Below are 12,314 nucleotides of genomic sequence, written 5' to 3' on the forward strand. Positions count from 1 at the left end.
GTAACAAAATAGCGCGCTGTTGCCGGCGCGCCCTAAGAATCACTGATAGGAAACCAGCGTTGCACCATTTTCATGGCTGAAATCTGGCTTCACGCCAAGCATGGCAGCTGAACGCCTGATGATATTGCCGGCCATAACCCCAGCATTCGCGGCCGCGACATCCGTCATGCCGGGCTTTTCCGGGTGCGGGGCATCGGCAATGGTAAACACCAGATACTGCGGATCGTCCATCGGGAAGGCGGCGACGAAGGTGTTGAAATTCAAGTCCTTCGAGTAGCGGCCATTGATGACCTTCTCGGCGGTTCCGGTCTTGCCGCCAACGCGGTAGCCGGGGACTCTGGCGTTTCTGGCAGAGCCCTTTTCGGCATTGAGCGAATAGAGGTAGCGCATGCCTTCGACGGTCTTTTCGCTCACCACTCTCTTGGCGGTGGCCATCGCTTCCGCCTGCGTCCGCACCAGAAAGGTGGGGTTCATCAGGAAACCGCCATTCATCAACGCCGCGCAGCCCACAGCCGCTTGCAGCGGCGTCGTCGACACGCCATGGCCGAAGGCGATGGTGAATGAATTGACCTGTTTCCAGACCTTCGGTTCAGTCGGACGGGCAGTCTCCGGCAATTCGGTCTGCATCCTGTCCAGAATGCCAAGGCGATGCAGGAATTCGCGATGCCCCTCGATGCCGACCATCTCGGCTTCCCTGGCCGACCCGATGTTGGACGAGTAGAGGAACACCTCCGGCAACGACAGCACACGGTTCTTGCCGTGGAAATCGTGAATGGCCTGATGGCCGACCCGGATTGGATGCGAAGCATCGAAGCGGCTCGCCATCGTCGCTTTGCCGGAATCGAGCGCCATGGCTGAGGTGAAGCTCTTGAAGGTCGAACCCATCTCGTAGAGGCCCGCCGACATGCGATTCAGCCGGTCCTTGTCTTGTGCGTTGTAGGGATTGTTCGGATCAAAATCCGGCACCGAGGCCATGGCCACCACTTCGCCGGTCTTGACGTTGAGCACAACGGCGCCGGTGCCCATGGCACGATAGCGCTCCAGGCCGGCGGCGATCTCGTCGCGCACCACATGCTGCACGCGCAGATCGATCGAAAGCTTTACCGGCTTGAGATCCTTGGCAATGGCAAGGCCCGACGCCTGCAGGTCGCTCAGCCCCTGCTCGTCGACATATTTCTCCATGCCGGAGATGCCCTGGTTGTCGATGTTGGTGAGCCCAACAATGTAGGACGAGGTTTCGCCGCTCGGATAGAAGCGGCGCTTTTCGGTGCGGAAGCCGAAACCGGGAATGCCGAGCTGCATGATGTCGGACTGTTGCTTGGGCGTCAGCTGCCGCTGCAGCCAGACGAAACCGGCGCCGCTCTTCAGCTTATGGTAGGTCTGCTCATAGTCGATGTCCGGAAGCACCGTCGACAGCTTCTCGATCGCCTCGTCGGCGTCGACAATCCGGCGTGGTTCTGCAAACAGCGACGCCGTCTTGATGTCCGTGGCCAACACTTCGCCGTTGCGGTCGACGATGTCGGGCCGCGATGCCGTCACCCGGCTCTGCGGCCCGCCCGACATATCGGGGGTCTGGAAGCCGAGATAGACCAGCCGCCCTGATATGGTCGAGAAGATGCCGAAGAACACCGCCATCGTCATGACGATGCGCGTCCTGCCCTTGCCGCCGGTCGCCTTGCGGGCGCCCTCGACCACGATCGATCCATCTTCACTCGTCCTGGCGCGACGTTTCAGCAGTTTACCGATCATTGGGCGATGCCTCCGGTCACCACGGGATCCCTGCCGTCCGACGGCGCCTTGCCGCCCGAACTATCAGCCATGCCGCCCTGGCGTCCCGACAAGATGTCCTGGATGTCAAGGGATTTGGCCGGCAGGTCGCCGACACCGCCGATCTGGCGGGCGCTGACCGGCTCGAGTTCGAGCTGCGACTTGTAGAGTTCGGCGAGCTTCTGCAGCCGCGACGGCTGGGTAAGCAGGCTCCAGTCGGCCTTGAGCAGGTCGATCGTGTCCTCCTCATAGCGTATCTGCGCATGGATCTTCTGCACGGCGGCCAATTGTTCCTCGGCCTCGCGCTTGGCCTTGTAGGTAAGGGCCGCGACCGCAACCATGACGGCGATCAGGACAATGTCGCTGGTACGAAACACTTAGCTACCTCTCCCCCGGCCGGTCGATACCGGGAAGCTTTGGAAGGCCGAAAATCGAAAAGTCGCTGCCGCGCGCCGGCGCCTGGGTGCGGACCGCCGCGCGCAGCCTGGCCGAACGGGCGCGCGGATTGGCCGCCACCTCGGCGTCGCCGGCCGTCACGCCGCCGCCCGCCTTGCGGAACGTCGCGGTGCGCGCATGCGCCTCGGGCAGGTGACGCGAGCCGGTCGCGACATCGGCCCGGTCTGCGATGAAACGCTTGACGATGCGGTCTTCCAGAGAATGGAAGGTGACCACGGCGAGCCGTCCGCCCGGCTTCAGAGCGCGTTCGGCCGCAAACAGGGCCTTGGCCAGTTCGCCAAGCTCGTCATTGACAAAAATGCGCAGCGCCTGGAAGACGCGCGTCGCCGGATGGATCTTGTCCTTCGGCGCCCGGCCGATATGCGTCTCGATGGCGTCGGCGAGTTCCAACGTGCGCTCGAACGGGCGCTTTTCGCGGCGCGCCTCGATCATGCGGGCAATGCGTCCGGCATGGCGCTCCTCGCCGAGGAAGCCGAAGATGCGGGCAAGATCGCCCGGCTTGAAGGAATTGACGACGTCGGCGGCGCTGAGGCCCGATTGCGCCATGCGCATGTCGAGCGGCCCGTCGGCGCGGAACGAAAACCCGCGCTCCGCCTGGTCGAGCTGCATCGAGGACACGCCGATGTCGAGCACGATCCCGTCGGCGCTCTCGACATGTTCGTCCAGCGTCGAGAACGGCGCCTGCACCAGCCGCAGCCGACCACCCGACTGCACTTCAAGATCGCGCCCGGCCGCAATGGCATCCGGATCGCGGTCGATCGCCACCACGGAGGCGCCTGTCGCCAGAATGGCCCTGGTGTAGCCGCCGGCGCCGAACGTGCCATCAATGATGAGGTCGCCCTGCGCCGGCGCCAGTGCTTCGAGCACTTCGGCAAGGAGGACCGGAATGTGGCGGGCCGATCCGCCAACGGCGTGCCCATCTACGGCGCGAGGAAGGTCATCGCCGTGGCCTGCCGTCATTCCGGTCGCTCCCCAGGCTTCGTCCCCTGCCGAAGCTGCAAAAGCCGTGCCCGCGCCTGCGCCCCATAGGCGGCAAGCCGTCCCGGCTCCCAGATCTGAAAGAAATTGCCGCGCCCGACAAAGGCCACTTCCGCCGAGATGCCGGTGTGTTCGCGAAGGAAATCGCTCATCGTGATGCGGCCGTCCTGGTCGAGTTTCAAGAAGGTTCCGTCGCCATGGCAGAAGAACGACATATCGTCCGCCGTCTGCAGGAAGGGATCCTCGAGCGCTATGCGCTGCTCGTAGCGGTCGAGCAGGTCGAGCCCGCCGACATCCATCGCCGGCAGGTCCAGGCAGCGCAGCGCATAGAGTTCCGAATAGCCGCGCTTCTGCACGACGGCACGGAAATGCCCGGGAACGGACACCCGCCCCTTCGCATCGATCCTGCTCACCGTGTTTGACAGAAACCGGTCCATTAAACGCTACAGCCGCTTGCGCCGCCGCACCCCTCTGCATCTTGTCGCACGCGCCGCCGCAGCGCGTTCCCTGCCCCGTATCAGCCTCGTCCGCACAGGCAAAAACCAGCAAACGCGCAGCCGCCGCGGCTGCCCGATTGGCGTACGCTTTACCCTGACACGGAACGAAGGCTTTGATGTCTGGATGGGATATCATGGGGCACTATGGGCGTCAACGGGAATAGGCTTCACAAACACGCGCGCCCCGACCAAAGAGAGCAGCCGTGACGACACGTCTCGTCTTTATGGTCTATTAAGCCTAACGAAGCGTTATCGTTAAAGGGTTGATTTTGTTGAGAGCCGTTACCGCATGAATTGCATGGATGTTGGAAACGAAGGGCTCATTCGAGACCTCCAATTCGGCAGGATCATTCGCGAGCTTGCGCGGCTTGACCTTGAAATGCACACGCCGATGAGAGGTGAAACATGGATTTGCAAGCGGCGACCAAAACGCGCAAGATTCACCCCATCTGGGGAGGAAATACCATGAACCACAAGCTGATCAATGCGGCCGCCATTTGCGTCATCATTTCGACCGCCTACCTGGCAGCAAAAGAGATTTGGATGTTTTCCGAGGCCAGACAGGTACGGGCGCAGATCCAAGACGAGGAGACAAAAGCCGCCATTAAGGACGTCCTTGGCGCCAATTAACCGCCATCTTGCTCATGCAAATTATTTAGCATAATCTAATAAAACGAGGAAATATCTGCGGCCTGGGCAAGGGGGAAGCTGCAATGTTTCGTTTTCTGCGTGAATTCTTGGATGACCAACGCGGCGTCGCGATGATCCTCGTGGCTATCATGCTGCCTGCGCTCATCGGCCTTGCCCTTCTGGCGATCGACATGAGCCGGGCAAACTCGCTCCACCAGGAACTACAGAAGGGTGTCGATGCGCTCGCGCTTGCGACCGCTGCGGAACTGGATGGCAGAGCGGATTCAATCGACCGAGCTAACCGGGCGAAAGCCACGCTCCTCAGCAACACGACCAAGTTTTCGAAGCTGGGCAGTAACCACAAGCTTGCGCTTGCGGACGTGACCGTGACCTACCTGTCCGGGATACCCGCAAGCGACAACATCGCTTTGGGCGCTGACGGCGTCGATGCCAACGGCGTTAACTGGGCGGCACCCGACTCCAAATCAGCTGTATTCGCCGAGGTAACGGTGAACCCGTCCGGCTTGGCGGATGGTGCGGGGGCCTTCGAAGCGATCTTTCCAGCAAGCAGCAACAACACCTTCGACATCAGACCGCAGGCTGTGGCGGGATTCTTGACAGCCGTCTGTGATTTCACCCCGATTTTCATCTGCAACCCATATGAAGGTGACCCGGACCACACCCTTCAAGAGGCCGCGGCTGATCCGAACCTGCGCCGCCGGCAGATCGAAGTCCGCAAGGTCGGCAACGGCGCTGCGGCCGGCCCCGGCAATTTCGGTTTCCTTGAGCCTCCACAAGGGGTTGGAAACGGCGCTCAGGCTCTCGCCGAGACCATAGCTACATCTAAGCCGAAGGGTTGCTATGGGCGAAAGGGTGTCGATACCAAGACGGGTCAAAACGCGGGTCCTGTCCAAGATGCTTTCAACGTCCGGTTCGGCATCAGAGCCACAGGCGGCGGCTTCAACAACCCCGACTACGGCCCCGCAGCCAATGTCAGGAAGGGCGCCAAGAAGACTTCCGGCGGCGCCGGCCAGTGCCCCACCATGAACCAGCTAACGTTCGGCATGGCTGGCAATATGGGGCTACCGAGAGACCAATCCACCCCATACATGGGCGGCCGCATGGGCGACGGAAACTGGCCACTGGACACTTATTGGAGCACCAATTTCGGGGGAATCCCACAACCCACAGGATGGGCCGGCACCAAGCCGACGCGCTACGAGGTCTACAAATACGAACAGTCGGCTGGATTGGTCGGCCATCCGTCCACGGGCAATGAGATTGGATCTCCCCCTAACAGTTGCCAAGCGGTAATCACTTCGATCGACCGTCGTTTGCTCTATGGCGCAATTCTCAACTGCAACGCGCTTGAGGCCGAAGGAAATGATTTATCCGGTCACAGCACTGGCGTTCCGGTCGAAGCCTTCGGCAGTTTCTTTCTGACGGAACCGGTCCAGTCGGCTGCATCCGATGCCTCGGTCATGATGGAATTGGTCGACATCTCCACCGGCGGCCAAGGCACGCTGGACAAGTTCGTTCGCAACGAGGTGCAACTCTATCGTTGAGGGCGAGGTCGGCGCTTCCAGCATTTCGCCTTCACCCAGTTCGAGCTCGGGCCGCCGTGGTATCGGCTATCGATACGCTTCGACACCACTCCCTCTAAGCCAGCCTGTTCGACGAGATAGAAGATGGACTTGGCGTCGCCGGGCAGCGCCTCGCTGAATTGGATGCGGCTGTTCGGCTTGATGATGCTGAACAGCATCTCCCGGCGCGCCTTGCAGCCGATATCGCGCAGGTCGTGGCCGTTCAGGTGCATGATGTCGAAGGCGCCCAAGACCGCGGCATAGGGGTCTTTGCGGACCATGCGCTGCATCGCATTGAAATCCGGCAATCCGGCGGCATTCACGATCACCGCCTCGCCGTCGATAATCGCGTTTTCGACCTCGAGCCCGCGCGCCGCCTCGACGATGCCTGCGAAGTTAGGTGACCAGTCAGCACCGCTCTTGGTGAAGACCTGAATATCGTTCGGCCCATTGATGACGACCTGGGCGCGGTAGCCGTCAAGCTTGACCTCGTGGATCCAGCCATCTCCCAAGGGCGGCATGGCGGCCAACTTCGGGGTCATGGGAGGAATGAACGCCAGCCGCTCGGCCATGCAAACTCCGCGTGATGCAACGCGATTCAATAGCGCAGAGGTGTTTCGGTTCCATAAACGCAAAAAGGGCCCGCCCCGGCGAACCGGAGCGGGCGTATACGCGATTGCGGATGATTTAGTTTTATACGCTTTCGCGTGTGGCGCTATAGGTGCACCACCTCGAGCCCAATAGCTTCTGCCAGTGCCAACTCGGCCTTGGCTCCGCGCGAATTCTGCCAGCCGGGCAGAAGAGCGATCGCTTCAGCATGCCGGCATATCCAGTCACAGTCGTCGGCGAGCGCAATGCGGGTCGAGAAACCGTGCTCCGCGGCGGCGAGAATCTCACAGCCGGCAGCATTACCGATTGAGATGTCTTTGCCCTCTCGAACGGTGTCGCGCTCGGCTGGCGAAAAGACCTCATGACCTTCGGCGCGAAGTTTGGCGGCCGCAGCATGGAAGGCGGGATAATTAAAAAGCGGAATACCCCGCATAGGCCCCGCCAAATATGTCCTCATGACGCGAGCCTCCGCATAAGGTCGACAACCGCAAGGCGAAGGTTGCCGAGTCCGCCGTCGTTCAGCAGTTTTACATCCTCGACGATGCCCGCTTGGAACACATCGCTCTCGCAGCCGACTGGGCCGACATGCCCGGGGCGCTCGACGCGAACAATGACTCCGCCGGCGGCTTTCCAATGCGCCGCTTCGTACACCAGGCTCTCGGCGATCAGTTTGGCGCCAGGGTTGCTTCGTTGATGCCGCGCAACCTCCGCGCCAAGGGTCCATTCTGGGCCTAGCGTCACCCCGAAGAATTTGCCTAGTTTCTCCATAAAGTAACGCGGCGAAACCCGCCCCGGCAGGAGATCGGATGGCATATCCTTAAGGCTGCCGTAGACCATCTCGTTTGCTTCGGTCGACGTGGCGCCGAGATGCATGAAGTAGGCCAGCGTGGCGGCCTTCCCGCCGTCGAACGCATGGATGCGGCGAAAGCCGAAGCTTTCAACCAGCATGTTGGCAACGGTGCTCTTGCCGACGTTGCGGGAGCCGGTGAGGCCGATCATGAGGCTCATGCGCGTTCACCGATCGCCGGGATCCTGAAACGGGGCTTGCCACCATCGACAGGCGGCTCCTTGGGCTCATAGAGCGACCCCTCCTCCGGAACGCCAGGCACGATTCTGCGTATCTGGGTCACGCCACGCCTTGGGTGCACAGTCAGGAACGTCTGCGAGCAAGGCCGGGGCTTGAAGCGAAAATCGCGGGCATACTCAGACGGGCCCGGCAGTGAGCCATTGCAGATGCCCTCCTCGAGCTCGAGCGCCACATGGAAGTGGCCGCACATGATGAAGTCGAGCGTGATGCCACGGCCGGCATAGTCCATGACCAGCTTCTTGAAGCCGCGAGCGATGGTGGCGGCCGCTCCCACAAAGCCGGCGCCGCCGCGGGAGCCGATGCGATCGCCATGAGTGATCAGGAACCGGTAGCCATAGATCCAGATCAGTGCGTCACCAGAGATCGGCTTGAACATCCGGAACCAGTCCGGATACTTGCCGCCTTCCTTGAAATGCAATTCGACCAAGTCGGCGACGAGCGTGTCATAGGAGTGCTCGGCATAGAGTTTCGATTCCGGCTTTCTTGTCGTCCGCCCATGGTTGCCCGGGATCGAGATGATGTCGATCGGGCAGTCGATGTGCTGGCGGATGTGCTCGATGCCGGAAACGATGTGCGCAGCGCAGTCCTTGAGAGCAGGGATGGAAAGCAGCGCATTTGACTTGGCGAGCTCGTCATGGATTTCGCCGCTGATCATATCGCCACCCAGCACCAGAATGATCCGCTCCGGCGGATCCTGATCGGCCGGCCAGTGCCGGGTCATCAGTTCGACCGCAGTCACGAAGACTCTCTCAAGGCGACTCCTGGCGATGTCGGCGTCGTATGAATTCAGGCCGTCCATATTGCCTAGATTGATGGTCTCTCCCCATTGAAGATCTGAAAGGAACAGGATCGCCGTCTCGCGCGATCGTGAAGACTTACCATGGCGCTGGAAGGTGACCGGCTCGAGTGGATCAGTCAGACCAAGAACCGATGAGCGGAAATCCTCGGCACCAGATACGCGCCCAAGGAGATCCTTGTTCTCGGTCTCTAGGCGCTTCACTTGGTTACGAAGGCGGTGCTCAATCAGCTTGTCATCCACAGTCGCCTGCGGTCGATCGGCCCTCGCTGGCTCTGGATTTGCGGGGGTCTGATAGATCGACCAATCAGGCGCAAAGTTCTTCTGCTTGGTTGCCTTGAGACCTTCCTCGGCGATCACCCAGCTATTGACTGTGCCGCGACTGACGCCGAGGCTTTTTGCTGCCTCTGTCACGCACCCTTTCTTCCCCGACACCCCCATCGGTGGAAACCCGTCCCTCAACGCCTGCTCGACTGCAGTTTTGCGGCGCAAGCGTTCTTCGTCAGACAGCGCTGGTGTGCCCATGCTGATCCTCCTGCTCTGTTTCTAGACTCAGTAGTCCTCGTCGGAATCGTGTCGCGGCCATACCCTCCGAACGACTGCGTCCGTTGCGATGTCAGAGATCCACATCGCCATCGCTCCAATCAGGAACGCGATGGCGTAGTTTGCCGTCTGATCAGGCTCGGCCGGCAATGGCGGCCAGTCCCAGACGCGAACGATGTGTACTGCTGGTGCAGTCAAATAGGCGGCCGCCAGACAGCCGCAAATCGGGGAGACAACCATCTCCCGGAACTTGAATTTCTTGCGCGACAAAGCGCGGAGAAGGCCGCCGGCGGTTCCGGCCGCAAGGACCGCTGGGTCAATACCCAGTGAGACGAAAACGTCGTGGAGTGTCATGATGGCCCCCTATGGCGTTCAGGATTTCTTCTTCGGCTCACGAGCGAGTTTGTTGCGATCGTACCAGGCAGCGCACCATGCAATCTGACCGTTTGCCCCACCGAGCGCGTTGTCAGTTTTCTTTGTCGCCGTATCGAAGCGATCCTGAAGAAGCACACCGCTACGCCACTGGCGCCGGCACAGCGCCGGGTAGTCAGGCATCCGTCTGGCTTCCTGCACGACCCTCTCGGCCGCGGCTACAGCCTCCTTGGCGACGTTCGCCTTGGCCTTGTCGCTGTAGGCTTGGCCGAGAAGCCACTTATTTGTTGCGCAGCCCGTCAAGGAACTGCTGATCAACGCGACAGTCAGCAGGAGGAGGACTGCTTTCAATTTTTGCGAGTTCATCGGCCATTTCCTTTTTCTCGGCATCGGTGAGCGTCAGTTGTGTCTCAAGTTCGATGCGCGCCGAGCGCTCTTCATCGGCAATCTTGCGCTGCTCTTCCGCCTTGCCGTCACTCCAAACCCGCAGTCGGCGCTCTTCGACGAGCGTCGCGTTGAGTGCATCCAGTTCAGCGCCGGCGACGAGTTCAGTGACGGCCTTGTTGACGGCCGTTCGGATGGCCGAGCCCCGATCGAAGTAGAGCCAGATGCCTGCCACAAGGAAGACCCACAGCGGCAGCGTAATGCTGAACACAAGGACGGGCAGAATCCACTTGCGGACGAATTCTTCAACGACGAGCCACATCAGAGGCCACTCACACAAAGTTCAGCCTCGCCGATGCGCTGGGCATCGCCCATCTCGCGGCGGCGCACCAGCCCTTGGACGATATCGCCGCCAGCCTTGTTGAAGGCGGTCATGGCCAAGCACGCCGTGTTATAGTCGCCGGCTTCGGCGAAGCTGGCCGCGCGGGAGCCGCACAGACCCTTGTGCTTTTCCTTCGAGCCGACGCCGAAGTTGTAGGCGCCAGAAAGCAGAGATGCCTGTAGGCTCACCGGCAGTTTGGTGTAGCCAGCGATGCAGCGGGTCAAGGGCTTGTAGTAGTCATTGACGACGCGCTTCATCAACATGTCGTGGCACTGCTCCTTGGTGAAGCTCATGCCTGGCGTAACAGGCTTGCCATTGACCAGGGTGTCGCCGTGGCAGATGTCGTATTTCTTGGCGAAGCGATCCCAGTGCGACTTCAGCACCAGCCCCTCCCAAGGGATGATCAGAGAGTCGACAGCGAGAACAACGGCCGGCGGAGTCTTGTTCGTCGAGTAGTATCCGCCAGCCGCCAGAGCAGCGGCCAGTGCAGCGGCGATCGCCGACTTGGCGCGGCCGCTCGAACGAATCTTGTTAATCGGCATTGCTGCCTCCTGAGATTTTGGGTTGGTGGATGAGACGACCGATGGCCGAGGCGACTGCGAACAGAATGCCCATCAACTGAAAAGCCTTGGGCGAGAGCGGTAGCAGGCCGTCGAAGTAGGACCACATGTCAGCAAGGACGCCGAGTATCTCGAGCAGCGCGCCCATCCATGCAAAGTGGAAGCTGTAGGCGCGGTTGCGCACCGCGCGCCAATCGTCGATGAGGCGCATGGGCAGTTCCTTCTGGAAGTTGCGCTTTAGGCCGAAAGACCCGGCAGCGCTGCGTCGGCGACCGGCGGCATCAGCGCGATCGACCGAATGAAAAATCCCTTGTAGGAAGATCCATCATTGGGTCCACCGAAAGTCGCAATTTCCTGCAGGTCAAGACTTTGAACGGAAGCGTCGGTGACTACAGCATTTCCATCGGTTGATACCGACAGAAGACTATCTGTACGGGTCACAGCGACTTTGTGGACACCGGCCAGATAAGCGCCGGTGTCGAAGATTTCACGGATGGTTGAGCCCGTGTCATACGTGTCAATCGTGCCTGCACCAGTATTATCGATGCCAAAGTGGTGGTGATTGCCGCTCTCCCAGATGTAGAGCAACTCGGTGTAATCGACTCCGGCCAGTTCTTCCCATTCGATCACATTCGTCCAACTCATTGTGATCAGGTCAGTGAGAAAATCGCCGGCGGCAAAGACGCCGCCTGCAACATCATTGTCGAGGATTTCGAGACCGCTCGCCCCTACTCTCGCCGGCTTGTCGATGATATCGGCCAGCACGACCGGAGAGCCGTTCTTGGTGTAGACCTCGTTGATGAAATCCAGGGTCCAGACGTTGACGTCTGGCGTGGGCGGCGGCCCATCGCCCGTCGCCAATACAAAAGGATTGAGAAGAACGCCCACCTACAGAACCCCGCGGAACGTCAATTTCAATCCCTTGGCACCGACGCCGGCCCCGACGATATCAACCGTCACTTCGGCGTCATCCACCATTGCAGTTGTTGAAAGAACGGAAGGTGTTGCCGCGGTTACAGTCGTCTTTTCTGTCGCATCGAAAGTCGGTCGCGTGGAAAAGATCGTGACCCCGCTCTGCTTCACATCCACTTCAACCTGCCCTCCGGAATCGGAGCCGGTGTTGAGAGAGCCGCGAACCGATGACAGGGTAAAGCCGACCGGCCAGCGGAAAGTCAGTTTTGCAGTTCCGGCGGTGAGGTCGGTAGTCTCATCGCTCACAGCCACCTGATGATAGAATGGTATGGCCGGAGCAGATGGAGGAGATCCACTGGCGCCGGCGGCGGCGCGAACATTGATCCCGTCGGAGATGAAGCTTCCGATATCGCCATTCACGACAGTCTGCGGTGTGGCCGCCTGACCTGAAATCTGGACCGTAACGTCCTGACCGCAGTTGTTGTAAACCGTGAATGGCCCACGCTCCTCGGCTGGAACATTCAGCGTCACTGCGCCGGTTGGGCCGGGAGACCCGGCAATCAGCTTCAGAAAAGTACCCTCCCAAAAAAGGTCAGATGTCAGCGTCTCAGTCGTTCCGTCGATCGAGACATCGACAAAGCCGAAGGCCGCAGACTCAACGCGGTTGTCACGGTTGTTGATGGCGGTTACGCCATCGGTGACCTGCCCCTGGGCGACCGGAACCGCCTGGGGGATTTTCTGCTCGATTGTCATTGATT

General features: G+C 60.5%; 17 protein-coding genes. 2 read left to right on the forward strand and 15 right to left on the reverse strand.

Annotated elements, in window-relative coordinates:
- Nucleotides 1-39 precede the first annotated feature (39 nt).
- The 4 genes from EOC83_RS16385 to mraZ are packed head-to-tail and all read right to left on the reverse strand — an operon-like array spanning nt 40 to nt 3,638.
- Nucleotides 40-1,749, reverse strand: coding sequence for a penicillin-binding protein 2 (locus EOC83_RS16385; RefSeq protein ID WP_013530951.1), 1,710 nt, complete (start codon nt 1,747-1,749; stop codon nt 40-42).
- On the reverse strand, nt 1,746-2,144 hold the full coding sequence (locus tag EOC83_RS16390; protein WP_013530950.1) for a hypothetical protein: 399 nt from the start codon (nt 2,142-2,144) through the stop codon (nt 1,746-1,748). The genes EOC83_RS16385 and EOC83_RS16390 overlap by 4 nt, the downstream gene beginning before the upstream one ends.
- Before the next feature lie 4 nt (nt 2,145-2,148).
- Nucleotides 2,149-3,183, reverse strand: coding sequence for a 16S rRNA (cytosine(1402)-N(4))-methyltransferase RsmH (gene rsmH, locus EOC83_RS16395; protein WP_027160638.1), 1,035 nt, complete (start codon nt 3,181-3,183; stop codon nt 2,149-2,151).
- The gene (gene mraZ / locus EOC83_RS16400; protein WP_063168314.1) at nt 3,180-3,638 is read right to left on the reverse strand and encodes a division/cell wall cluster transcriptional repressor MraZ; all 459 of its coding nucleotides are present in this window, start codon (nt 3,636-3,638) and stop codon (nt 3,180-3,182) included. The genes rsmH and mraZ overlap by 4 nt, the downstream gene beginning before the upstream one ends.
- Before the next feature lie 465 nt (nt 3,639-4,103).
- Here mraZ and EOC83_RS16405 point away from each other — a divergent pair, with 465 nt between their 5' ends.
- Together EOC83_RS16405 and EOC83_RS16410 are read left to right on the forward strand one after the other, a co-directional pair.
- Nucleotides 4,104-4,328: a hypothetical protein gene (locus EOC83_RS16405; protein WP_063168315.1), complete on the forward strand. Its 225-nt coding sequence runs from the start codon at nt 4,104-4,106 to the stop codon at nt 4,326-4,328.
- Nucleotides 4,329-4,411: 83 nt separating this feature from the next.
- On the forward strand, nt 4,412-5,893 hold the full coding sequence (locus EOC83_RS16410; protein WP_063168316.1) for a pilus assembly protein TadG-related protein: 1,482 nt from the start codon (nt 4,412-4,414) through the stop codon (nt 5,891-5,893).
- Here EOC83_RS16410 and EOC83_RS16415 read toward each other — a convergent pair.
- The 11 genes from EOC83_RS16415 to EOC83_RS16465 all read right to left on the reverse strand — a co-directional run bounded on the left by EOC83_RS16415 (nt 5,884) and on the right by EOC83_RS16465 (nt 12,309).
- Nucleotides 5,884-6,483 carry an RNA ligase family protein gene (locus EOC83_RS16415; RefSeq protein WP_063168317.1) on the reverse strand — a complete coding sequence of 200 codons (600 nt, stop codon included), beginning with the start codon at nt 6,481-6,483 and terminating at the stop codon, nt 5,884-5,886. The genes EOC83_RS16410 and EOC83_RS16415 overlap by 10 nt on opposite strands.
- A 143-nt stretch (nt 6,484-6,626) precedes the next feature.
- Nucleotides 6,627-6,953, reverse strand: coding sequence for a DUF4406 domain-containing protein (locus tag EOC83_RS16420; RefSeq protein WP_199489653.1), 327 nt, complete (start codon nt 6,951-6,953; stop codon nt 6,627-6,629).
- A gap of 20 nt (nt 6,954-6,973) precedes the next feature.
- Nucleotides 6,974-7,528 (reverse strand): hypothetical protein, encoded by a 555-nt coding sequence (locus EOC83_RS16425; RefSeq protein WP_063168319.1) that lies wholly within the window; start codon nt 7,526-7,528, stop codon nt 6,974-6,976.
- Nucleotides 7,525-8,928 (reverse strand): hypothetical protein, encoded by a 1,404-nt coding sequence (locus tag EOC83_RS16430; RefSeq protein ID WP_127224655.1) that lies wholly within the window; start codon nt 8,926-8,928, stop codon nt 7,525-7,527. Before EOC83_RS16430 ends, EOC83_RS16425 begins: the two co-directional genes overlap by 4 nt.
- A gap of 27 nt (nt 8,929-8,955) precedes the next feature.
- Nucleotides 8,956-9,300, reverse strand: coding sequence for a hypothetical protein (locus EOC83_RS16435; RefSeq protein ID WP_063168321.1), 345 nt, complete (start codon nt 9,298-9,300; stop codon nt 8,956-8,958).
- Nucleotides 9,301-9,318: 18 nt separating this feature from the next.
- The gene (locus EOC83_RS16440) at nt 9,319-9,684 is read right to left on the reverse strand and encodes a hypothetical protein (RefSeq protein WP_127224461.1); all 366 of its coding nucleotides are present in this window, start codon (nt 9,682-9,684) and stop codon (nt 9,319-9,321) included.
- Entirely contained in the window at nt 9,599-10,024 is a 426-nt protein-coding gene (locus EOC83_RS16445) for a hypothetical protein (protein ID WP_063168323.1), read from the reverse strand. Before EOC83_RS16445 ends, EOC83_RS16440 begins: the two co-directional genes overlap by 86 nt.
- Nucleotides 10,024-10,626 (reverse strand): lysozyme, encoded by a 603-nt coding sequence (locus EOC83_RS16450; RefSeq protein ID WP_063168324.1) that lies wholly within the window; start codon nt 10,624-10,626, stop codon nt 10,024-10,026. Before EOC83_RS16450 ends, EOC83_RS16445 begins: the two co-directional genes overlap by 1 nt.
- Complete coding sequence (locus tag EOC83_RS16455) at nt 10,616-10,855, reverse strand: hypothetical protein (protein ID WP_063168325.1); 240 nt, start codon at nt 10,853-10,855, stop codon at nt 10,616-10,618. The genes EOC83_RS16450 and EOC83_RS16455 overlap by 11 nt, the downstream gene beginning before the upstream one ends.
- Nucleotides 10,856-10,881: 26 nt before the next feature.
- Complete coding sequence (locus EOC83_RS16460) at nt 10,882-11,532, reverse strand: hypothetical protein (protein WP_063168326.1); 651 nt, start codon at nt 11,530-11,532, stop codon at nt 10,882-10,884.
- The gene (locus EOC83_RS16465; protein ID WP_063168327.1) at nt 11,533-12,309 is read right to left on the reverse strand and encodes a hypothetical protein; all 777 of its coding nucleotides are present in this window, start codon (nt 12,307-12,309) and stop codon (nt 11,533-11,535) included.
- Nucleotides 12,310-12,314: the final 5 nt, after the last annotated feature.

Source organism: Mesorhizobium sp. Primo-A (genome assembly GCF_003997175.1).
Taxonomy (GTDB): domain Bacteria; phylum Pseudomonadota; class Alphaproteobacteria; order Rhizobiales; family Rhizobiaceae; genus Mesorhizobium; species Mesorhizobium ciceri.